Source organism: Vibrio kasasachensis (assembly GCF_050337565.1).
Taxonomy (GTDB): Bacteria; Pseudomonadota; Gammaproteobacteria; order Enterobacterales; family Vibrionaceae; genus Vibrio; species Vibrio kasasachensis.
The window spans coordinates 1-23,041 of sequence record NZ_JAKJTB010000012.1; the positions used below are offsets into that span (position 1 = coordinate 1).

Below are 23,041 nucleotides of genomic sequence, written 5' to 3' on the forward strand. Positions count from 1 at the left end.
AGCTATATCAACGCTTGAACCCAACTCAAAGCCAATTATACATAGCGATCAAGGTTGGCAATATCGCCATCGACAGTACCAGAAAAAGGTAGCGGAGAGTGGGTTAACGCAAAGCATGTCGAGAAAAGGTAACTGCTTGGATAATGCTGTTGCTGAAAACTTTTTTGCTTTACTCAAAACAGAGATGTATCACAACCAAAGCTTTGAAGATGCAGATGATTTGATAGAGCAAATTAAAGAATACATCGAGTACTACAATACCAAACGTATAAAAGTGAAACTAAAAGACCTGACTCCGATAGAATATCGAACTCAGACCTTGAAAGCCGCTTAACAGAAATGTCCAACTTTACGGGGTCACTTCATTATTCTGCGGCTTTTTCATTTTCAGAAGCGTGATTTGAGGCGTTACACGGCTTCAAAAGCGAGCGCTTTTTTCTCAAGTTGACGGAATAACAGAGTCAGTATGCCGTTCACCAGTAAATAGAATAAGCCAGCAATGCCGAACACGGTAAGCGTATCGTAAGTTTGCGCATTGATTCTTTGCGCATAGCCCATCAAATCCATAATGGTGATGGTACTGGCAAGAGATGTGCCTTTAAAGACTAAGATGACTTCATTCGAGTAGGCTGGAATCGCGCGACGTAGCGCATAAGGCAGCAACACTTTTAAGCTTTGCGCTTTGCTCATACCGAGCGCTTTACATGCGTGCCATTGCCCCGAAGGGATAGTGTTAAATGCTCCTTTAAACAGCTGTGTGCTATACGCAGCCGTATTCAGAGCAAGGGCGAACATGGCGCAAAACCATGGTTGGCTTAACCAATTCCATAAAATGCTTTCTCTAATCCACTCAAACTGTCCCGGACCATAGTAGATCAAGAAAATTTGCACTAATAATGGTGTACCAGTAAATAAGATAATAATGCCGCGGCTTAGCCAATGAAGAATAGGCGTACGCATGATTAATATTACGGTCATCAGTAATGAAAGAATACAGCCAACCAAGAGTGAGGCGATGGTTAGTTGAAAACTGGCTACGAGTCCATCAAGCATTTGCCATAAATGTTCTTGCTTCATGCTTTAGCCCCTTTGAGTTCGCTCATACCTTTGATGGAGAATTTGTTGTCGATAATCTTCACCACATACTGAGTAATCAAAGTGATGACGAGGTAGATAGCGGCTGCTGTGGCATACCAAGTGAATGCTTCGTGGGTAGATGCCGACGTTAGCTGAGCTTGTTTAAGTAGATCGGTTACTCCAATCAGTGAAACTAGCGCCGTATCTTTGAGCAAAACAAGCCATTGGTTGGTTAAACCTGGAAGAGCATGGCGAACGGCTTGAGGCAAAATAATTTTAAAAAATGCATGAGCGCGATTCATGCCTAGTGCACTAGCGGCTTCGCGCTGACCTCTATTGACCGCTTTAAGCGCACCACGAATAGTCTGTGATGCGTATGAAGCAAAGATCAGCGATAGCGCGATAACGCCGGAGATAAACGGGCTAATTTCAATGAACTCACCTGTGATCAAAAACAGCACTTGAGTCGAGCCAAAGTAAATAAATAGAACCACTAAAAGCTCAGGCAAGCCTCGGACCACAGTAACAAAAGCAGTGGTTGGCCATTTAAAAGCGATACGGCGAGACATTTCACCCGTAGCGAAAATCACCGCTAATACCAGCCCAACCATTAAGCTAGCGCAAGCTAGTTGGACAGTCATCCAACTAGCTTGAACGAGCGATAAAGAATAACCCGTTAGCGCCATATTAGTTACCGAAGTACTTAGTGTGGATATCTTGGTAAGTACCGTTACCAGTTACCGCAACCAACGCTTTGTTCAGTTTTTCAACCAGCGCTTGGTTGTCTTTGTTTACTGCGATACCGAAACCATTGCCGAAGTATTTTGCGTTAGTGATGTTTTCACCAATATAAGCAAGTTTGTTGTCGGTGTCTTTGAACCATTCTGCTACTACTGCATTATCACCAAAGACTGAATCAATACGGCCATTTTTCATATCAATGAACGCATCTTGATAGCTTGAGTAAGGAACAGTGGTTACACCTGGCATTTGATCCATTAAGAAGCTTTGGTGCGTTGAACCATTTTGCACACCAACACGCTTGCCTTCCAGCGCGGCTTGATCTGCAACTTTACCTTCAAGAGCAATGAATGCTGCGGCATTGTCGTAGTATGCATTGCTAAAGCTAACTTGCTCTAAACGTGCATCGGTAATATCCATTGCTGAAATAGCTGCGTCATAACGTTTGAACTTAAGTGCAGGGATCAAACTGTCAAAGGCTTGGTTATGGAATGTACATTTTGCTTTCATCTCTTCACAAAGAGCGTTGGCAAGATCGACATCAAAACCTTGGATTTGGTTGCTTTCATCCATGTATTCAAAAGGAGGGTAAGTCGCTTCCATCACAAACTTGATCTCTTCTTGTGCAAGAGCGTGAGTGGAAACAACACCGATTAACGAAGCTAGAAGGATTTTTTTCATTGTATTACTCCATAAATTACAAAGGCTGACTCCGTCAATGGGCAGCGAAAGTTTGAATTGTGTGACTGTTTAAATCATTAATGTCTTAGGTAATCGGCAAACTCAGTGGTTTGCGGATTGGAAAATATTTCACTCGTACCGTGTTCAACGATGCGTCCTTTCTCCAAATACAACACATGAGAAGCAATTTTTTTAGCGAATTCCACTTCATGTGTTACGACAACTTGAGTGATACCAGTTGCGCTCAGTTCTTTGATGATTTCGACTACTTGAGTGGTGATCTCTGGATCGAGTGCCGCCGTAGGCTCATCAAAAAGCAACACTTCCGGTTTCATCATCAAAGCTCTTGCAATCGCAACACGTTGTTGCTGACCGCCAGAAAGCTGCAAAGGCCATGTGTTAGCTTTGTCTGCCAATTGCAGTGTGGTCAGTATTTCTAAAGCTTGTTGCTTTGCTGCTTCAACAGTCATCCCTGCAACCTTTACCGGCGCTTCAATTAAGTTTTGCATCACGGTCATATGGGGCCAAAGATTGTATTGCTGGAATACCATGCCCACTTTACGACGTAGCTGCAGCTCCTGTTTTTCTGTGATTGAAGAAGCAAAATCAAATTGGTGATTAGCGATCGCTAATTGGCCATTATCTGCGTTTTCAAGCAAGTTAAGAATACGAAGCAATGAGCTTTTTCCTGCACCACTTGGACCAAGTAATACGAGGGTTTCACCGTTGTTGCATTCGAAGCTGACATCGTGAAGAACTTGGGTAGTGCCGTAAGATTTATCTATTTGTTTTACTTGAATACTCATGCTTAAAAACTGCATTAATTACCACATGTCATTCATACTACTAAAGCTGAGAAATTATGCAATAAAAATGTATATAAATTTGATTTGTTAATATTATGTATAAATAATGAGCAGCAAAATAATAGAATTCACTGAGCTAAGTCAAAGAGTAAGCGAGTCTATACGACATCATCGTAGAAATTTGGCAGTGAATAGAGCTTCAATAAAAGACCACAGTTTAAATCGGGTAAAAAAGCAGTTTATTGAGAAACAGACAGAGAGAATTGATGAGAAAGGGGGGGAGGAGATATAAAAAAGCCCCGCTAAATTAGCGAGGCTTGATTGAACGAGTTACTTTCAAGCGGCGGCTTGAGCAAACTGCGCAAGAAAGGCGTCTTTTCGCTCGTGAAAACGGTTTACCAAGTCATCAATATCTTCTTGGTTGTATGGTTTAAGCCCACTTGCGACCATACGTTTAATCCCTTTACCAACTACTTCACCATCTTGGATGAAGTCAAAGTTAAGAGTAACAAGACCGCGTTTGCCTTCAACATCGAAAGTTGCGCCAGAGAATGTGACTTCAGGATCGCTTAGATCAAGGCGCTCAAATTCAATTTCCATGCTTTCATAAATCACTAACGGGCGTTGGCAGTTGATCATCATCTGCTTTTCTTCCATTAGCGGTACCATAATGTGTGGGAAGTTCATACCAGAGAAACGAACGTAGTTCGCCACCACGTGCTCAATTAACTCAGCGTCTTGGGTTACTTCACCATCGCGGCTCATATGTAGGTATTCTTTACCGTTTTCGTCAACCACCGCTGATTCGTTCGAGCATTTGTTCTCGATATGAAGCGCTTTTCCATCACTCACCATTCCAGAGAATTTAAAGTGCATTTTTTTGCTGATACCTTGCTTGCTTAGTAGAACAGCAAAGAGCAAATCGCCAGGCACGCAGAAGCGCTTGCTGTCTTCATCGTGAATTGGGTTAAAGTCGCCTGCCACTTTCTTGGCAAAATGGCTCGCTTGAAGACGAGTGAATTGGAATTGATGATCTTGTGTAGAAAAGTACGGTGATAGAAACATATATTACGCTTAGTAGCCAAAACTGCCTGCGATTATATATGAGGAATTGATTTGACTGGTCAATCCAGTCACCACAGTGAAATCTGCATATCTGTGTGATAAAAGAGAGGTGTCACCAAAATGGTGGCACCTCTAATGCTAGCGATTCTATGTTGTCAAATAAATCAAATGCTTGGCAAGGTGCCAGATGGCATTAGTTCGTTGTGTATCGCCAGTTTAAGCAGAGAATTGGCCTGTTCAATATCGGGCGAAAAGTATCGGTCTTTATCATAAAAAGCGACTTTTTCGCGTAGCATTTGCTTGGCTATCTCCACATTGCTGGAGGATTTCAAAGGTGCTCGAAAATCCAACCCTTGAGCAGATGCAAGGTACTCCACCGCCAAGATACCGCGTGTGTTTTCCGCCATATCACGTAAACGTCGCCCGGCAAAGGTGGCCATTGAAACGTGATCCTCTTGGTTTGCAGAGGTTGGCAAGCTATCAATTGAAGCGGGGTGGGCGAGGGTTTTGTTCTCACTAGCCAGCGCTGCTGAAGTTACCTGAGCGATCATAAACCCAGAGTTTACGCCGCCATTATCAACCAAGAATGGCGGTAGTTTACTCAGTGCACTGTCGATCAATAACGCCATGCGTCGTTCCGATAAACTGCCAATCTCGGCAATCGCTAGTGCTAAATTGTCTGCCGCCATTGCGACTGGCTCTGCATGAAAATTACCGCCAGAGATAATGTCACCATCGTCGGCAAATACCAGTGGGTTGTCTGAGACTGAGTTTGCCTCAACTTGCAAAATTTCAGCAGAATTACGAAGTTGCTGCAAACATGCACCCATCACTTGGGGCTGGCAGCGCAATGAGTAAGGATCTTGAACCTTTTCACATTCGGTGTGTGATTCACCTATCTCGCTGCTAGCCGCGAGCATGTGACGGTAAGCCGTTGCTGCATCCATTTGCGCGCGATGACCACGCACACGGTGAATGCGTGGGTCAAATGGCTTGCGGCTGCCTAGAGCCGCTTCAACCGACATCGCGCCACACACAGTTGCAGAAGCATAGAGATCTTCGGCCGCAAAGAGCCCTTCAAGCGCAAAAGCAGTCGAGGCTTGTGTACCGTTGAGCAGGGCTAACCCTTCTTTTGGTGCCAGTGTTATAGGGCTTAAGCCCGCAATGGCTAACGCTTCGTTACCTGAAATTAGTTTACCGTTGTGGCGAGCCTGACCTTCCCCAAGTAATACCGTACTCATGTGAGCGAGTGGGGCTAGATCACCTGAAGCGCCAACAGAGCCTTTTTTGGGAACACATGGGTAAACCTGTGCATTGACGAGTTCTATCAGAGCTTGTATCACGCAGAGTCGAATACCAGAGTAACCGCGTGCGAGGCTGTTGATCTTTAGAATCATCATTAAGCGAACCGTTTCATCAGACATAAATTTGCCGATACCAGCTGCGTGCGATAAGACGATACTCCTTTGCAGTACTTCTAGATCTTGTGGTTCGATACGGGTATTGGCGAGTAATCCAAACCCTGTATTGATGCCATACACTGTACGATTCTCGGTAATGACTTGTTCAACAACCGCTGTACTTTGCTCAATCGCTTCAAATGAATCGGGATCTAAACTTAGGTTGACTGGTGAGCGGCTAATTTGACGTAACTGTTTGAGATCTAGGTAACCGGGTTTAAGTCGTAGGTTTAACATCGTTACTCTCCTAACGCAGCTGAGCGAGTTCTTGATTGAGCATTGGCAGATCGAGGCGTTGGTCAGCGGCGCACTGTTTGGCGATATCGTAGCCTGCATCGGCATGACGCATCACGCCAGTGGCAGGGTCATTCTGAAGTACACGGGCAATGCGTCGGCCTGCATCATCACTGCCGTCGCAACAAATCACCATGCCAGAGTGTTGTGAGAAACCCATCCCCACTCCACCACCGTGGTGCAGTGATACCCAAGTGGCACCGCCAGCGGTATTAAGCAAAGCATTGAGTAGTGGCCAATCGGATACTGCATCTGAGCCATCAAGCATGGCTTCGGTTTCGCGATTGGGACTCGCCACAGAGCCAGAATCAAGATGGTCTCGACCAATTACAATCGGGGCTTTAAGTTCACCATCTTTGACCATTTGGTTAAAAGCTTGCCCTAAACGTTCACGGTCTTTCAGCCCAACCCAACAAATACGCGCCGGTAAGCCTTGGAATTGAATATGTTCGCGCGCCATATCGAGCCAGTTATGTAAATGAGGGTCGTTAGGGATCAGTTCTTTGACCTTTTGGTCAGTTTTATAGATATCTTCTGGATCACCAGAAAGCGCTACCCATCGAAATGGTCCGATCCCTTGGCAAAAGAGTGGACGAATATAGGCGGGGACAAAACCCGGGAAATCAAAGGCATTGTCAACGCCTTGCTCAAGCGCCATTTGGCGAATGTTGTTACCGTAGTCAAGCGTTGCCGCACCACTAGCTTGTAGTTTGAGCATCGCTTGTACTTGCACCGCCATTGATTGTTTGGCGGCAGCGACGACTTTGTGCTCATCTTTTTGGCGCATTTCTTCAGCAAAAGCCATGCTCCAACCTTGCGGTAGATAGCCGTTAAGAGGGTCATGGGCAGACGTTTGGTCTGTGACCACATCAGGGGTGATATTACGTTCGACCAATTCAGTAAACACATCCGCTGCATTGCCGAGTAAGCCAACTGAAATCGGTTTGTCGGTATGGTTAATCAGCTCAAGTGCTTCATCTAGGTTGGTGGCTTTCTTATCAACATACCCTGTACGTAAACGGTAATCGATGCGTGATTCATCACACTCAACGGCGAGCATTGAGAAGCCTGCCATTGTCGCGGCAAGTGGTTGGGCACCACCCATGCCACCAAGTCCACCAGTTAAAATCCAGCGGTCTTTACTTGTTCCACCGAAATGTTGTTTTGCCACCGCAACAAAGGTTTCGTAAGTACCTTGTACAATGCCTTGTGATCCTATGTAAATCCAGCTACCTGCGGTCATTTGACCGTACATCATTAACCCTTGCTTATCGAGTTGATTGAAATGCTCCCAATTTGCCCAGTGTGGCACAAGGTTTGAATTGGCAATCAGTACTCGTGGCGCATCTTTGTGTGTGGCAAAGACACCGACAGGCTTACCTGATTGTACTAACAGTGTTTGGTCTTCTTCTAACCGCTCCAATACCTCAACGATTTTATCAAAACAGGCCCAATTTCGTGCTGCTCGACCAATACCGCCATAAACCACTAAAGCATGAGGATGTTCGGCAACTTCAGGATCGAGGTTATTCATTAACATTCGCAGTGGCGCTTCGGTGAGCCAAGAGCGCGCGCGCAGCGTGGTTCCGCGTGGGGATCGAATGGTGCGTTGAGTATCGAGACGCGTATCGTTACTGCTGCGTTCCGTCATAAGAAGACTCCTTGTGTTCACTATTTCTCTGAGAAAGCGTTGGCGATATCCCAGCACAGCCGAGCGGCTAGCCGAGCCGTCTGGCTATCGACATCATAGGTTGGGTTGTATTCGGCGATATCGGCGACAATCAACTTGTTTTTGTAATGTAGAATTCGTTCTAAAAAGAGGTTTATTGTGTCTAAACTGATGCCACGAGCTGCTGGTGAACTGACTCCGGGCGCAATAGCTCCGGGGAATACATCCAAATCAATGGTGAGATAGATGTAGTCACAGTTATCGATAAAATGCTGCAATTGGGTTAGGTGGTATACATGATTAAGATGTGAAAGATCTTTATCTTCGACATACCAAACTTTGAACTCATCCGCTCGTTTAAATAGCGCAGGAGTGTTGCTTGCACGGCTAACGCCCAAACAAGCGTAATGAAATGACCACTGTTTCTCTTGGCAATATTGTTGAATTTGATTAAAGGGGGTTCCGGAGCTGGTTTTTACATCCATGCTCGGGTGTTCAAAGGCGCGCAAATCAAAGTGGGCATCAAAATTGATGATGCCAATCCTCGGAGAGGTCGCGGAATTCAACTGTTCTAAATAACGAGCTAAACCAAGAAACGATGCCCATGCAACTTCATGCCCGCCACCCAATGTAATCACCGGTGTTGAATGTAGCGCAGTTGCGATTACATCGGCACAGTTGGATTGCGCTTGCTCTAGCAGATCATCGTCACAAACTACCGTACCTAAATCGACGATATGGCTTTTCTGATGCCATGCCATATTAGCCAACGCGCGACGGATTAAATCTGGCGCTTTACGTGCACCAACACGTCCTTTGTTGCGGGCAACACCAGCATCGCATGCGAAACCAAGAATACTAACGGCATTGCTGTCGGGTTGTAGCTCGCTCACTTGCATGGTTTTAATGACACTGTGAACGCGTTTTCCTGCTGCGCCATCTTCATCATCAATGCGCCCTTGCCAATGAAACTCTTGTTGGGTGATGGGTGGACTAGGCATAACTTACCGCTCCCTGAACAAGTCTGGCGTATAAACGTTTTACGCCTTGAAGGTAACTAAATTCAGCGGGGTGATCGATGTCCCATATTGCCAAATCCGCATCGAATCCAACGCCGATTTGTCCGCGACTTGCCCCCACACCGAGTGCTCGAGCTGCATGACACGTGACTCCGCGCAGAGTTTCTTCAGGCGTTAAGCCGAACATAGTGCAGCCCATATTCATCATCATAGTCAAATCTGCAAAAGGTGACGTGCCGGGATTGAGATCTGTTGAGATTGCCATAGGGACTTTGTGCTGACGAAGCAGCGTAATCGGAGGCTTTTGTGTCTCCCGTAAAAAATAGAAAGCGCCGGGTAGTAGGGTGGCAACGGTGCCAAACTTTGCCATCTCTATCACTCCAGCTTCATCGAGATACTCGATGTGATCGGCAGATAAGCCGTTATATTGAGCAGTGAGCGCGCTACCCCCGAGGTTGGATAGTTGTTCGGTGTGACCTTTTATCGCTAATCCGTGTTGCCGTGCGCTGGCAAACACTCGCTCAGTTTGTTTAAGGTTGAAGCCAATTGACTCGCAGAAAACATCGACACTATCTGCCAACTTTTCATCGGCGACAGCTGGAATGATCTCTTCACACACCAAATCAATGTAGCGATCAGCTTGCCCTTTGTATTCGGGTGGCACAGCGTGCGCTGCTAATAACGTTGGGGATACACGAATATGCCGATGGCGCTCTAATGCTTTAGCTGCGCGCAGCATTTTTAGCTCGTCATTCAGGTTTAATCCGTAGCCAGATTTGATTTCCACACTGGTGACACCGCTGCGAATTAGCCCATCTAATCTTATCAATGCTTGCTGAGTAAGTTGCTCTTGGCTTGCTTGACGAGTGGCTTTTACCGTGGAAAGAATACCGCCGCCCTGTTGAGCAATGGTTTGGTAAGGAGTGCCATTGAGGCGCATTTCAAACTCATTTGCTCGGTTACCCGCATACACCAGATGGGTATGACAATCGATAAATCCGGGTGTAACCAATCTTCCTTGGCAGTCGAGGGTGTCGGTAACAGAAGCGATAAGATGATTTGGGCTGATGGCGGCAATTTTACCATCACGCAGGTATAGGTTCGCGTGAATGACTTCGTACCCTTGAGGGCTTGCCACTAGCGTGACAAGGCGAGCATTCTCTAATAGCAGATCATAGCTGCCTGATGTCGAGCCTTTTTCTGTACCTCTGTCGTTCATACCTATCACTCGAATATAATGTATATACAAATAATGGTATTAACGCTGGGTTTGATCAACTTACATGTAATCGAAATGTGATCAATTTACGGAATAATTAACGTGATCGTAAATTGATTGTGGAACTTAATTTGTATCTTGAGCCCGGATGGTAGAGTAGAGCACTGCTAACAAGGTTATTACCGCTCCATGTGCGACGATTAAGTAGTAGACAAGGTTCGTTGTCCGTCACTTTGAGTAACTTGCGCTTTTCTGCGTCAATGGTAACGGCTTCTACACTGTGTTCGATTGCGCTAAGAGGGCAAGCATCAAACAAGTATTGAGTGGGTGTTTGTTGGCTAAAGTCTTGTTTTAAGTAATCGGCGGCGTATTCAGGGTTAACCCAGCGCAATTCTAGTTGAATAGGCATGTCGTCTGCGTAGTGAATGATCTCGCTGAAGAAGACCGGGTTACCGCGCATGATACCCAATTTGGTGGCTGTTGTTTCATCGGCGGTAATCTGTGATTGAGCCAGCACCTTATTGCTATAAATCTTACCCCTCTCAGTCACTTCAACGGCGATGTTTCGTATATCAATTAATGGGGATTCGGCTTTATCCAATACTTGGCAGACAAACGTTCCTAACCTAGGGGTGCGCTGAAGCCGACCTTCACTGACTAAATCTCGAATGGCTTTATTGACCGTCATACGACTGACATTAAACTGCTCGGTGAGTTCGAATTCCGTGCTAATGCGTTGACCAATCGTCCAAGTTCCAGAATCAATCTGACTGAGGATATAGCGTTTAATTTGTTGGTATAAAGGCAATTGAGACATAAACAGACACTTAATTAAATTGACTATACAAATGTAATGGTTGTGACACTACAAATGCAAGTGTGGGATAAAAATCAATCAAACGAATGAGATAAGGCTCAGTCGATAAGGAAAAAACTTGCGATGTTGCTAAAGGATATGAGATACAAATTCTCGCCAAGTCTCTTGCGATTACTTGGTTACAATAAGAATAGATAAAGGGAACAAGATGTTTGGAAAGTTAAAAGCTTCAATGGGAATTGGATCAGCCAAAGTGGACACAGTGATAGAGAGTATGGCTGTTTTCCAAGGTGAGAGAGTGAAAGGCGTTGTGCACATTCAAGGTGGTGATGTTGAACAACAGATTGATGCCATTACCTTGAAAATTTGTACTGAAGTTAAGGTTGAGTCAGATAACGGGGTGAGCTACCAAGAGTTCATCTTGGGTCAACTACAGGCAGTGCAGCCGTTTGTGATTGAAGCAAACCAAGCCAAGCAAGTTCCATTTGAATTGCAGTTGCATGACGAAACGCCAATAACATCGTTGAACGCGATTAAAAATCAATGTCATGTCTGGTTAGAAACGACACTTGATATTGATTTCGCAATAGACCCAAAAGACCGCGATTATATTGATGTCCGTCCGCTACCTGTGGTGGCTAAAGTGATTGATGCAATAGAGCGTGGTGGCTTTGAATTGGTTAAATCCGATGTTGAGAAAGGGTATCTGCGTGGCGGAAACTTCAGTTCCAAATCAGGCTGCTATCAGGAAATTGAGTTTAGAAACGGTGGTTTTATCAATAAGAAAGAGATTGAGTTGTCATTTGTTATTGAAGGCAGTTTAGTTCACTGCTTAGCTGAGGTGGATCGCTCACTGGGTATGCGTGGTGATCAATACACCTCTTTCACGCTGTCGCGCGAAGCATCAGACGGTGAAGTTCAATCTGCTGTTTCTCGCGTGCTTGCAATTTAATTACTTGCGCCGTAGCGGTACCGGTAAGCAAACGAAAATGCGATATCGGTGCTGTTATCGGCAGTGATCATATTCTCCACAACTGAGAACTCGACAGCCGATTGTGGCATTTGGTAACGATAGCCTAACGTGACTTCGGTAGCGATCTTAGCAAAATCATCATTCGCCGTAGAAATGCCTTCATAAAACCCGACCTGTCCGATGAGGTAATGGTTTTGATACCATTGATAACGATAACTCGCGCCGACAAACCAGTTGTTTGACACGTAGGGCATTTGGATAAAATTGCTTGGAGTGTCCCGAAAAGTTTGGCTGGCAGTAAGGTCAAAGCCATGATTGCCATTAAGGTAACCGTAATTGAGCTGCAATCCTTGCTCCCAATCGCTGTGAGCAAAAAAACCGTGTCCAATATCACTGTAATATAAGCTTAGACCGAACGATAAACCGTGTCGTTCAATTTGATAGAGTTGATATTGCAGATAACTGTATAAACCTTGGCTCAGCATTTCGCCGCGGAAATCTCGTTGATTAATATCATAACCTGGTATGTCGATAACATAACGATCATTCTCAACCAAATCTCGACCATTTTGGTCAATGGAAAACCAGTCGTGAAAGGCAATAGTCAGCGAGTCGAGGCTATTATTGCCGGCGTAATTCCAGCGATAACCTAGCTCAAATTGCCAAGAAGAGTTTAGCTGCCATTTACCACCAAGCTGTAACTGGTTTTGGTAGTAATCGAGTTCGTAGAGACCATTTTTAGCCCAAATACTGGCAGCCGTTAATGAGGCGGAAAGTTCGACATTGTTTTCCGGAATTGAAAAGCCAGAGCGTAGTTGTGGTGCGAGACCGTTAGTGATGAAGGGTGATTGTGCGTAAGTTTGTAACGGTCCATAGTTGGTCGATTGCGGCGGTGCCGCGTGTACGGTCAGTGCGGTTATTAAAGGCGCGCCCGCCAATAAAATAGTCTTATTCATATCACATTTCTTCTAGTTATTCTTGATAAGACTATAGTTTAGAAATTAAAGGTTAGAGAAATAAATACAAATAAAAACAGGCTGATAATTCAGCCTGTTTGTAGTTAAGCGGCACTTAAGTTGGTGGTAATGTAGGGTTGCCAAGCGTCTTGGTAAAGTTGGCGTGATTGACGACGCATGTTTTCGATTTGCGCAGTTTCAAATTCATTTTGTATGCGTTTTTCAGTATCAGCATGGCGTTCAATGCGCTGAATTCTTTCATATAAAGCATGTTCAGGACCCGATTTAACATCAGCAATTGCTTTTAAATGCAGTTGCACTTCCGCTACTAAATTAGTTTTAGGTAGCTTAACTAACAGGTTTAGATCGCGATAGCCTGAAGCGGCTGGTTTTTTAAAGCGGTTTTTTACTTTTACGATGGTCGTTTCGCGATCGAGTACTTCATAAACCTCCATTAGACTTGCTACATCGTCTGCAACAATAGTTGCTCGTGCTAAATCAGTAATACGGTTTACTTGGTTGTCCAGTTCAAGGGCAATTTTTTCTTGCGCACGGTGAGAGGATTTCACGCCTGCAAAATAGGCATTAGTGCGGGTGAGAAGAGCTGTACTTTTACAGATAGTCTCTAGCTCATATTGAGCTTGGTGCGCTTTACTATAAAGCACATCGAAATCTGAATAGGGCTGAAGCGGGGTCGTATCAGTGGATGAAATACCGTACAAGCCACTTAAATTGTGCTTGAAGGCTTTTGAGCACACTTGATCTTGGTTTGCACTTCGGTTGCCATCGCTATTTGGCGCAGGCATTGGCATTGCGGCAAAAGCTGGAGAACGGCTTAGCATTAAAAGCATAAGTGCCGTAGTGCGTAGGAATAAGCTCATTCACTCTCCTCAGGATTGTCGTTGTTTAGAAAAAGGGGAACTAGAAGTCATCACACCTAAACAAATCAACTATCTACATTAATCATTGGGGCTGTTTGAGCAAACTCAATCCTATCAAATAGTATTGATGCAAAAGTTTTAACTGGCTCCCATTAGTAATCATTTGGATTGAATCGATCCGAATAAGTTCATCCAGAAAGTGTAAATAAGTATATCGGATTAAACTGAACACAATGTGAATGGTTTGTTTATATTTGCAGTGCTTTTAGATAGTCTTAGCACTCAAAAGTCAGCAGAGACAAGTAACATGAAAGATCCAGAATTTTGGCATAACAAATGGGCATCTAACGTCATCGGTTTTCATTTAGAAGATGTGAATCCGCTTTTGCTTAAATTTTGGCAAAATACTCAACCTTCTTTCAGCGATAAAGTGTTTGTTCCGCTGTGTGGTAAATCGGAAGATTTAGTTTGGTTGGCAACCAAACATGAGGATGTCCAAGGTGTCGAGTTAAGTAACATAGCAGTACGTTCATTCTTTGCGGAGCATTTCTATACCCCAATGGTGATACCTATTAATGGGCAACATGAACTGTTTCAATTTGATGAACTCTCTATCTATGTGGGTGATTACTTTACAGCACCAATTAAACCAGTTGATATTGTGTACGATCGAGCAGCGTTGATCGCGTTACCAGAAGAAATGCGTGACGAGTACGTCGCGCGATTAAAATCTTTGCTCAACCCAGGTGCCCGTATTTTGTTGGTAACCTTAGATTACCCACAGCAAGAAATGGCGGGACCTCCTTTTTCTATTCATGAGCAAGAAGTGCAGCGTCATTTTGGTGAGTACAAAATCACTAAACTCTATTGTGATCAAGCAGATGATACACACCCGAAAATTGCGAAGAAAGGTCTGAGTAGGTTTGCTGAAGAAGTATATTTGATCGAGAGTTGATCGGAAATAGACAATCAAAGACGCTTGCAACGCTATTTGGGTAACAAAGGCTGCAAGCGTTTTTTTAATTGAGATAGGACGAAGTGGCGTTTAGTAAATGACTCTTACTTTATTTGCCGCACTTACCGCATCTTCAATCGCTTGTTCAATCGTACTGCGTTGAGTGATAGCAACGCCAAGTCGACGACGTCCGTCAATATCAGGTTTACCAAATAAACGCAGTTGTGTTTGTGGTGCAGCTAACGCATCGGCAACGCCGTCGTAGCGAATATTATTTGAGGTTCCTTGCCCCAAAATAACCGCAGAAGCACAGTGACCGTATTGAGTGATTTCCGAAATAGGCATGCCAGTAAAGGCGCGAACATGGAGAGCAAATTCAGACATATCTTGCGATAAAAGAGTAATCAACCCAGTATCATGCGGGCGAGGAGAGACTTCATTAAAAATGACAGTGTCACCTTTTACGAATAACTCAACACCAAAAATTCCGTAACCGCCAAGTGCATTGACGACTTTTTCTGAGGCATGTTGCGCTGCTTTAAGTGCTGCATCAGACATCACTTGTGGCTGCCATGATTCACGATAATCGCCGTCTTCTTGGCGATGACCAATAGGCGCACAGAAGTGGACCCCGTCTGAAGCTCTGACAGTTAATTGGGTGATCTCATAGTCGAAATCGATAAAGCCTTCGACAATAACTCGTCCCGCACCCGTTCTTCCGCCTTCTTGAGCGTAGCGCCATGCTTTCTCAACGTCGTCAGCACTTTTGATGACACTTTGTCCTTTACCTGAAGAACTCATAACTGGTTTGCAGACACACGGAATACCCACCGCTTCTACTGCGGAGGTGAAATCTTGATAGGTATCAGCAAAGCGGTAAGGGGATGTGGTTAACGCCAAATCTTCCGCAGCTAGGCGACGAATACCTTCGCGGTTCATGGTGAGTTTGGTTGCGTTAGCGGTTGGCACGACATTGAGCCCTTTGGCTTCAAGCTCTACTAGCTTATCAGTGGCAATCGCTTCGATTTCAGGTACAACGTAATCCGGCTTTTCTAGGGCAATAATCTTTTCTAAGGCATCACCGTCAAGCATGTCCAGTACGTAGCTTCGGTGAGCAACCTGCATAGCTGGTGCATTCTCATAACGATCACATGCGATCACTTCTAAACCTAAACGCTGACATTCTATGGCAACTTCTTTGCCAAGTTCGCCTGAGCCCAATAGAAGAACACGGGTAGAATTTTCACTAGTTGCTGTACCAAACATACCAAACCTTTCGTCTAAAGATATTGAAAACTGTCCAGAATCATACTGGAATAACCACAAAAAGCAAACGTTTGCGCGAGTGTAATCAAAGCTAGATTAATAACAAAAGCTGACATGAAGCACACTTTTTCAACTGTATGATTTGTGAATTAAATATCCTTGATCTAACACCAAATCTATTAAGAACAATCAGTGGATGATAGAAATAGACAATCTCAGGAAGAGTAGTGGCGTAATGCGAGCATATTTAAAATACATCATTCCGGTGGGGATACCGCTGATAATTCTTTTCATGCCATTAAGTGCTTTCCCGTTTGAAGGTATTACTATCCTTCAGCAAAGGGTTATAGCGATTTTCTTACTGGCTGCTTTATGTTGGGTTTTTGAGCCAATTCCTATCTATGCCACATCCGTAGTGATTATCGTCCTTGAACTGCTGATGCTTTCCGACAAAGGGCTTATCTTTTTACGTTTAGACCAAGGTGAAGCACACTTTGGTGAACTGCTTAAATACAACGAGATAATGGCGACGTTTGCTAGCCCAATTATCATGCTTTTCTTAGGTGGTTTCTTTCTTGCGATGGCTGCAACCAAATATCGTTTAGATGTCAACCTAGCTCGTGTATTGCTTAAACCTTTCGGTAATGATCCTAAATATGTGATGTTAGGCTTGATGCTAATCACAGCAACGTTTTCGATGTTTATGTCGAATACTGCAACGACTGCGATGATGCTTTCTATATTAACGCCAGTGATCGCGGTATTTGGTCCTAAAGATCCCGGTCGTGTGGCATTTGCGCTGTGTATTCCGGTTGCGGCTAATATCGGTGGTATCGGTACTCCAATTGGTACACCACCAAATGCGATTGCGCTTAAATACCTAGTTGGGGAAAACTTCATTTCTTTTGGTGAGTGGATGGTGTTTGGCGTGCCATTTGTGATTGTGATGATGGCATTGGCTTGGTTCCTAATTAACGCGCTCTATACTGCGGATCAAAAAAGTATCGATTTATCGATTAAAGGCAAGTTTCTTAAAACACCAAAAGCAATTATGGTTTACATCACTTTTGGTTCAACAATTTTGCTTTGGTTAATGGGCTCAGCCCACGGTATGAACTCTTATACGGTTGCGTTGATCCCAGTAGCGGTATTCTCTCTTACTGGCATCATTAATAGAGAAGATCTAAAAAAGATTTCTTGGGACGTGCTTTGGTTAGTATCCGGTGGTATTGCGTTAGGCCTGGCGCTCGACAAAACAGGACTTGCCAGATTAGTGGTCCACAGTATTCCGTTTGATGAGTATTCGCCATATGTGGTTTTATTTGGTGCAGCATTTCTTTGCTTAATTATGGCGAATTTTATGTCGCATACCGCGACTGCTAACTTATTGATGCCAATTATGGCTGCATTAGGCTCATCAATGACATCGCTTGCTCCATTAGGAGGGGAAGTGACGTTAATTCTAGTGGTTACTTTTGCCGCATCACTGGGTATGTCATTGCCTATCAGTACGCCACCCAATGCGTTGGCACACGCTACGGGTAACGTACAAAGTAGCCAAATGGCACGTGTAGGTGTGATTCTTGGTGTGATTGGTGTTGTATTGAGTTTTGTACTTGTGTGGGTTCTCCACTCTGTAGGACATATTGGATAACGATGTATCAAGCTGATTTAACAAGTCTAATTAGCCGCTATTTTAGCCAACCGGAGCGAACGTTGCTGGTGGAGTCGGGTGCGACGCTCATTGAACAGCACGGCTTCAACGAGCGACTTTACTATGTGTTGGATGGCGAACTTGAGGGTTATGTTTCCGAGAGAGGGGAAAATTCAACCAAAGTTTTCTCAGCCAGCCAAGGAGCATTTATTGGAGTGCATAGTTTTTTTTCAGGCACATCAATGGCGTCGTCAAAAGTGATAGCAAAAACGGACGCCAGATTGGCGTGGATTGATCGTAATATCCCGGCAGTAGAAGAAGCGACATTTGGTCCTTTGACTGCTCAGTTTACACCAGTGATCGTTAATGAGTTGTCGCGTCGGCAGTGGCGTGCTACGCAAGAAGCAATGGCGAAAGAGAAGGCTTTGCGCGAGCTAAATTTGGCTGAGCAAATGACCACCTTGGGGCAACTCGCTGCCGGCATTGCGCATGAACTTAATAATGCGATAGGCGTTGTGAGTAGTAAATCTGAACGTTTAGAACAAATCATTGTAACGCTATTAGAAGAGCTCCACCCTGAAGCGAGCGAGTTTTTTGACCATGGTTTACTCTTCGGACAGAAGAGTTCCTCAAGTGATGCAAGAGTTAGAGCCAAAGAGTTTGAAAAACGTTATGGGTTAGATAAAGCCACGGCGAAAGATTTAGCTCGGGCGCTACCGGGTGAAGCAATATCCGCGCATTGGCTTAAAACCCCCAAAGAAGCGGTGAAATATTGGAAAATGGGGCGAGATCTTCATGATCTTCGTTCTGCATCACAACATACAGTTGGTATTGTGCGATCGGTAAAACAACTGGGGCGATCGGATATTGATACGGTCGAAGAAGTCGATGTGAATGAAAGCATTAACCGCGCTGTGGCACTGTTGCACAGCGATCTACGCCCTGTAGCGGTGAGAGTGCGACCGGGAGAATTACCGTTATTTAAAGGTTCACAAACAGAATTGGTACAGGTTTGGGTTAACATTATTAAGAATGCATGTGACGCAATGATCGAAATGCAATCGCCGAAGATTGAAATAAGAACTCGGCAAAACCGAAATCGAATATTTGTTACCATAATAAATAATGGTCCCGGAATAGAACCTCATACAAGAAGAAGAATTTTCGACCCGAACTTTACCACCAAGAAAGGTGGGTTATCTTTCGGCTTGGGGCTTGGTCTATCCATCGTTCGCCGTATAATTTCTGGTTATGGCGGTAGTATTGCGGTTAAGAGTGATAGCGAGCATACAATATTTAGAATTAAACTACCTATCGAGGATTAACATGGACAAGTTAAATGTAATTTGTGTCGACGACCAGCGAGAGGTTCTGAGCGCGGTATTGCACGATCTTGAACCGTTAGCTGAGTGGTTGAATATAGAAGACTGCGAATCAGCGGACGAGGTGTTAGCACTTATGGATGAGCTTGACTCAGAAGGAGAGTATATTGCTGTACTGGTCTCTGACCACGTTATGCCGGGAAAAACGGGTGTTGAATTGTTAACTGAAGTGAGCCAAGACCGCCGCTTCACACACACTAAAAAAGTGCTGCTTACAGGGCAAGCTACGCATACAGATACAATTCAAGCGATTAATACTGCGGGAATAAATCAATACTTTGAAAAACCATGGCAAGCGGATTTTCTTGTTGAATCGATTACACGTTTAGCTACTGAATATATTTTTGATTCTGGGTTAGATTATACGCCGTACCATGCATTTTTAGATCAGCAGGTTGTGTTAGATCGATTGAGATAATAATACGTATCCACACAATAATTAATTATTATTGATTAATGATCGTACAAATAAAACCCAATATTTAGTGAGGTTATATTGGGTTTTATATATTAGGAGAAAATGCGACGCATTTAAGAAAATTGTGCTTACTCGAATTTAGTTTGTGGCTTAAATATGAACGAAATTAAAGCAATTGCTACATTCAGTAAGGAAATGTCATATCAGGCGTAATATACTACTAGTAGTTTTTGAACGGATACGAAGTTTGTTATTACGATGCAGTACGATCCAAAAAAATCTATAAAAATTGCCATTGATACGTTAAGAACAGGTATGTTCGTTACTGCTATTGAACATAGCAAACGTGTCAATCTTACTAATGCTGGACGTGTATCAAACAATGACGCTATTGAGCAATTGAAGCAAAGTGGAGTGAGGTACGCTTGGGTCGATCAAGAACTGTCAGCGAAAGGATGTATTTTTAAACCAGTCTCTCCGACAATACAAGAAACGCCTCAGCAAGAAGTGAGTGAAATAGCTGATATAAAACCCAAGAAGCAAAGCCGTTTTACTCAGCAAAAACGTGCATCAAAAATTATTCGTGAAGCTAAAGGGTTAGCTCAGAAACTCATCAACCAAACCTTTGAAGGTAAAGTAATACACGTTGATGAAATAGAAGAATGGGCTGACGATGTGATTGACTCTGTGGCGGTTGATTCGGATGCACTACAGTGTGTATCAGCACTTCGCAATAAAGATAAATATTTGCTTGAACATTCAGTTAACGTAGCGTGCTTATTGGTGAGCTTTGGCAAGCATTTAGGCTTGCCTAAAGAAACACTTAAGCAAATGGCTATTGGTGGCATTATTCATGATGTCGGTAAGATTAAAGTTGATGACAAAGTTCTACATAAGCCTGCTCGTTTAACACCAGAAGAGTTCGAGCATATGAAGCTTCATCAAGTGTATGCGAAGCAAATTATTACCAATGTCAAAGGCTTAAGTGATGTTTCTCGAGATGTTTGCTTAATGCACCACGAAAAGCTTGATGGCTCAGGTTACCCCTCGGGTTTGACGGCTGATCAGTTACCGATGCATGGGCGGATGAGTAGTATCGTTGATATCTACGATGCCTTAACCGCTGACCGCTGTTATAAACGAGGTATGAGTTCGGCAGAAGCCTTTAAAATATTATTAAGCTTGACGCCCAATCATCTAGATAAAGATTTAGTGTATAAGTTTATCAACTGTATTGGTGTGTTTCCGGTGGGTTCGGTGGTGGAGCTCAATGATGGACGAGTGGGAATTATTTGGACATCAAACACTGACGAGCCGTTGAAGCCAGAAGTGAAATGCTTCTACTCGCGAAAATACAAACGTTATGTTGAAGTGAGCTACCTCGATTTGAAGCACAGCGCGGTAAAAATTTTAAAAGCAATTGCGCCGCACAATTTAGAAGTAGACCCGACCCCATTTTTTGATCTGTAATTATCCATTTTCTAATAAAAAAGGCGCTTAATGGCGCCTTTTTTTATTGAAAATAGTCGAGCGAATTATACCGCCACTATATCGCTAAGTAAGCCAGTGGAATATCAGGGTTGATCGCTTCCAAAGTTGCTTGTGTATCAGCAAGGTGGCTAATGCTGCCATTGCTCATTTCGACTAACGCAGTTGATTCGATAGTTTCAAATGTTTGACCGGCTAACAAGATTTGACACAGTGCGACTTGCAACGGTGGCAAGCTAGGGTTAAATGCCGCGTTTTCAGCGTAACCACCTTGATAAACATTACCATTGCGCAGTTTAATAGCAACCCCACTTAAGTTGTTTGTATACGGAGCATGGCTACGATTTAGGGCTGAGAGAGCAGAAATGACGAGAGGGTCTTCATCTTGTGTCGTCTGACCATGGTCAGTGTGCGTCATTAATCCAGATTCAACACCAAGGTCGGCGGGACCAAATGACTCAGGCAAGTATTGCTGCAATGTCATTTCATTGCGCTCTGGTAACTGAACAATAAGCTTATCCGCAGTCGTTAGCTCATTCATGAATTGACGACAATGACCACATGGGCTGAAATTAATAGTGATATCAGACAACCCGTGCTCACCTTTCATCCATGCATGGCTAATGGCCGATTGTTCAGCATGAACCGTTTGACCAAGTTGCGCACCTGAAATCTCAAGATTAGCGCCAAAGTAAAGCCTGCCAGATAAACCACGTACAATCGCGCCAACGTAAAAGTTGGAGATGGATGCATAGGAGTATGCTGCTGCGAGAGGAAGTAAAGCAACGCGTAATTCGGCGTCTGTAAGACCCGAAACTTCCAAAAGATGGCTATATTGCTCAGAGCTAAGTGTTGCATCAAACTCATCAGCCATTACTACTGGTGTTAAGAAGTGCTCAACTGTTGAAGGTAAATTTTTTAATGCCAGTTTGATACGGCTTCTCATAAGAAATCCTTTAGTAATGCGGTAGTGATATTTAGAGGCTGAGCTCTATTTATCTTTATGTTTACATTCTATGGTGGCATCAAGATTAAACTGTGATGTAAATCAATATATAAAATGTAATGGATTTCATTATTACATAATTAGAGTGAGGTCACACAAGATTGGTGACCTTTTAAGATAGTGTTAGAACAGATTTTGAACTATGTGTTTAACCAAAGCGCAAATCCAAAGAACGTTGGGGCGATAATCGATGTGATGACACCACAGAGAACCAGTGCTAATGAGCTAAACGCCGCATCTTCACCATTTTTTTCTGCACAAGTTGCCGTGCCTAATGCATGAGAAACCGTGCCCATGGTTAAACCTCGAGCAATAGGGTGGGTGATGTTTAGCATGTTGTAGATTGGGTAGGCCAAAATGGCACCGAACAGTCCAACTAGCAATACAAGAATGGCCGCAATCGCGGGCTCTCCGCCTAAGTTTCTTGAGACTTCCATCGCGATTGGAGTTGTGACGGATTTGCCCAGTAAACTTGCAATAAGGGATAAGTCTGTTTTCAATGCAACAGCAATTAGAGTGCTACTTAGCATCGACATAATACTTCCCACGCCACAAGCCAGCATCACAATACGCCAATTGGCTCGAATTTGAGGAAGTTGTTCATATAGAGGGTAGGCGAGCGCAACCACTGCTGGTTGCAACATAAAACTGAGCCATTCGTTTTCTGCATAATAAGCATCGAAAGGTATTTTGAAATAGGTCAGTAGTGGGATCAGTATTGAAATACTTATCAGCAATGGGTTCATGATCGGCGTATTGCATTTTCGACTAATCCAACGTGCCAAGAAAAACACGACAATAGTAGCGAGCATCCACATTACTTATGTCCTCGCTTTAATAAACGGTCAAGCAGCAAGCCCAGTGCGATGAGCACGATAAATGTGCTGCCTACCGCCGCCGCCAAGATCGGTAGCGCATTGCTAATGAGAGAGTCGAAATGATCCATCAACCCGACACTGATAGGAACAAACAAAAGAATCATGTAGCGAATAAATAGGTTAGCACTGGGTCTCACCCATTCAGCGGGAACGAGCCTTCCCGCCATTAATCCAAACAGAATTAACATACCGATGATACTGCCAGGAATTGAAGTTCCCAATAAATCTTGAATGTTAACGCCAGCCATGAGACAGAGAAGGATCAGTCCCATAGACACTGCATATTTAAGTAAAATTTGAGCCATATTGGTGCGCCATTAGCGAAATATCACCGAG

General features: G+C 43.9%; 23 protein-coding genes. 7 read left to right on the top strand and 16 right to left on the bottom strand.

The annotated features are described in order from the left end of the window. Nucleotides 1-334: IS3 family transposase (locus tag L4C38_RS08810; RefSeq protein WP_428797177.1), on the top strand; the 334-nt coding region annotated here is incomplete at its 5' end. 74 nt (nucleotides 335-408) lie between these two features. Here L4C38_RS08810 and artM read toward each other — a convergent pair. The 10 genes from artM to hutC form a co-directional block, all read right to left on the bottom strand. After that, on the bottom strand, nucleotides 409-1,077 hold the full coding sequence (gene artM, locus L4C38_RS08815) for an arginine ABC transporter permease ArtM (RefSeq protein WP_428797178.1): 669 nt from the start codon (nucleotides 1,075-1,077) through the stop codon (nucleotides 409-411). Continuing rightward, a complete protein-coding gene (gene artQ, locus L4C38_RS08820) occupies nucleotides 1,074-1,763 on the bottom strand; it encodes an arginine ABC transporter permease ArtQ (protein WP_428797179.1) in 690 nt (229 codons plus the stop codon). The genes artM and artQ overlap by 4 nt, the downstream gene beginning before the upstream one ends. A gap of 1 nt (nucleotide 1,764) precedes the next feature. After that, nucleotides 1,765-2,499 (bottom strand): lysine/arginine/ornithine ABC transporter substrate-binding protein, encoded by a 735-nt coding sequence (locus L4C38_RS08825; RefSeq protein ID WP_428797180.1) that lies wholly within the window; start codon nucleotides 2,497-2,499, stop codon nucleotides 1,765-1,767. A gap of 77 nt (nucleotides 2,500-2,576) precedes the next feature. Further along, nucleotides 2,577-3,305, bottom strand: coding sequence for an arginine ABC transporter ATP-binding protein ArtP (artP, locus tag L4C38_RS08830; protein ID WP_428797181.1), 729 nt, complete (start codon nucleotides 3,303-3,305; stop codon nucleotides 2,577-2,579). 336 nt (nucleotides 3,306-3,641) lie between these two features. Continuing rightward, nucleotides 3,642-4,370 (bottom strand): DUF3581 domain-containing protein, encoded by a 729-nt coding sequence (locus L4C38_RS08835; RefSeq protein ID WP_428797182.1) that lies wholly within the window; start codon nucleotides 4,368-4,370, stop codon nucleotides 3,642-3,644. Between the two features lie 164 nt (nucleotides 4,371-4,534). Further along, on the bottom strand, nucleotides 4,535-6,067 hold the full coding sequence (gene hutH, locus L4C38_RS08840; protein ID WP_428797183.1) for a histidine ammonia-lyase: 1,533 nt from the start codon (nucleotides 6,065-6,067) through the stop codon (nucleotides 4,535-4,537). 10 nt (nucleotides 6,068-6,077) lie between these two features. Beyond that, nucleotides 6,078-7,775, bottom strand: a complete 1,698-nt coding sequence (hutU, locus tag L4C38_RS08845; protein WP_428797184.1) for a urocanate hydratase — start codon at nucleotides 7,773-7,775, stop codon at nucleotides 6,078-6,080. Between the two features lie 20 nt (nucleotides 7,776-7,795). After that, nucleotides 7,796-8,794 carry a formimidoylglutamase gene (gene hutG / locus L4C38_RS08850; protein WP_428797185.1) on the bottom strand — a complete coding sequence of 333 codons (999 nt, stop codon included), beginning with the start codon at nucleotides 8,792-8,794 and terminating at the stop codon, nucleotides 7,796-7,798. Continuing rightward, nucleotides 8,787-10,031, bottom strand: coding sequence for an imidazolonepropionase (gene hutI / locus L4C38_RS08855; protein WP_428797186.1), 1,245 nt, complete (start codon nucleotides 10,029-10,031; stop codon nucleotides 8,787-8,789). The genes hutG and hutI overlap by 8 nt, the downstream gene beginning before the upstream one ends. A 97-nt stretch (nucleotides 10,032-10,128) precedes the next feature. Further along, entirely contained in the window at nucleotides 10,129-10,848 is a 720-nt protein-coding gene (hutC, locus tag L4C38_RS08860) for a histidine utilization transcriptional repressor HutC (RefSeq protein WP_428797187.1), read from the bottom strand. A 208-nt stretch (nucleotides 10,849-11,056) separates the two neighbouring features. On the opposite strand from hutC, the gene L4C38_RS08865 reads away from it, so the two are divergent. After that, on the top strand, nucleotides 11,057-11,800 hold the full coding sequence (locus L4C38_RS08865) for a sporulation protein (RefSeq protein WP_428797188.1): 744 nt from the start codon (nucleotides 11,057-11,059) through the stop codon (nucleotides 11,798-11,800). On the opposite strand, the gene L4C38_RS08870 is transcribed toward L4C38_RS08865, so the two are convergent. Both L4C38_RS08870 and L4C38_RS08875 read right to left on the bottom strand, forming a co-directional pair. Further along, nucleotides 11,797-12,777 carry a DUF3187 family protein gene (locus L4C38_RS08870; RefSeq protein WP_428797189.1) on the bottom strand — a complete coding sequence of 327 codons (981 nt, stop codon included), beginning with the start codon at nucleotides 12,775-12,777 and terminating at the stop codon, nucleotides 11,797-11,799. The two genes, L4C38_RS08865 and L4C38_RS08870, sit on opposite strands and share 4 nt — an antisense overlap. Nucleotides 12,778-12,881: 104 nt before the next feature. Further along, a complete protein-coding gene (locus L4C38_RS08875; RefSeq protein WP_428797190.1) occupies nucleotides 12,882-13,658 on the bottom strand; it encodes a nucleotidyltransferase family protein in 777 nt (258 codons plus the stop codon). A gap of 307 nt (nucleotides 13,659-13,965) precedes the next feature. On the opposite strand from L4C38_RS08875, the gene L4C38_RS08880 reads away from it, so the two are divergent. Beyond that, nucleotides 13,966-14,613 (top strand): thiopurine S-methyltransferase, encoded by a 648-nt coding sequence (locus L4C38_RS08880; RefSeq protein WP_428797191.1) that lies wholly within the window; start codon nucleotides 13,966-13,968, stop codon nucleotides 14,611-14,613. A 90-nt stretch (nucleotides 14,614-14,703) separates the two neighbouring features. Here L4C38_RS08880 and purT read toward each other — a convergent pair whose 3' ends face one another. Continuing rightward, complete coding sequence (gene purT / locus L4C38_RS08885; RefSeq protein WP_428797192.1) at nucleotides 14,704-15,879, bottom strand: formate-dependent phosphoribosylglycinamide formyltransferase; 1,176 nt, start codon at nucleotides 15,877-15,879, stop codon at nucleotides 14,704-14,706. Nucleotides 15,880-16,114: 235 nt separating this feature from the next. On the opposite strand from purT, the gene L4C38_RS08890 reads away from it, so the two are divergent. From L4C38_RS08890 to L4C38_RS08905, 4 genes are all read left to right on the top strand, one after another. After that, nucleotides 16,115-17,533 (top strand): SLC13 family permease, encoded by a 1,419-nt coding sequence (locus L4C38_RS08890; RefSeq protein WP_428797193.1) that lies wholly within the window; start codon nucleotides 16,115-16,117, stop codon nucleotides 17,531-17,533. 2 nt (nucleotides 17,534-17,535) lie between these two features. Further along, the gene (locus L4C38_RS08895; protein ID WP_428797194.1) at nucleotides 17,536-18,858 is read left to right on the top strand and encodes an ATP-binding protein; all 1,323 of its coding nucleotides are present in this window, start codon (nucleotides 17,536-17,538) and stop codon (nucleotides 18,856-18,858) included. A gap of 1 nt (nucleotide 18,859) precedes the next feature. Beyond that, nucleotides 18,860-19,333, top strand: a complete 474-nt coding sequence (locus L4C38_RS08900) for a response regulator (RefSeq protein WP_428797195.1) — start codon at nucleotides 18,860-18,862, stop codon at nucleotides 19,331-19,333. Nucleotides 19,334-19,591: 258 nt separating this feature from the next. Beyond that, nucleotides 19,592-20,803, top strand: coding sequence for a cyclic di-GMP phosphodiesterase (locus tag L4C38_RS08905; RefSeq protein ID WP_428797196.1), 1,212 nt, complete (start codon nucleotides 19,592-19,594; stop codon nucleotides 20,801-20,803). Nucleotides 20,804-20,879: 76 nt separating this feature from the next. On the opposite strand, the gene cdd is transcribed toward L4C38_RS08905, so the two are convergent. From cdd to L4C38_RS08920, 3 genes are all read right to left on the bottom strand, one after another. Then, a complete protein-coding gene (cdd, locus tag L4C38_RS08910) occupies nucleotides 20,880-21,767 on the bottom strand; it encodes a cytidine deaminase (RefSeq protein ID WP_428797197.1) in 888 nt (295 codons plus the stop codon). Between the two features lie 200 nt (nucleotides 21,768-21,967). Next, entirely contained in the window at nucleotides 21,968-22,645 is a 678-nt protein-coding gene (locus tag L4C38_RS08915) for a CidB/LrgB family autolysis modulator (protein WP_428797198.1), read from the bottom strand. Continuing rightward, on the bottom strand, nucleotides 22,645-23,010 hold the full coding sequence (locus L4C38_RS08920; protein WP_428797199.1) for a CidA/LrgA family protein: 366 nt from the start codon (nucleotides 23,008-23,010) through the stop codon (nucleotides 22,645-22,647). Before L4C38_RS08920 ends, L4C38_RS08915 begins: the two co-directional genes overlap by 1 nt. Nucleotides 23,011-23,041 lie beyond the last annotated feature (31 nt).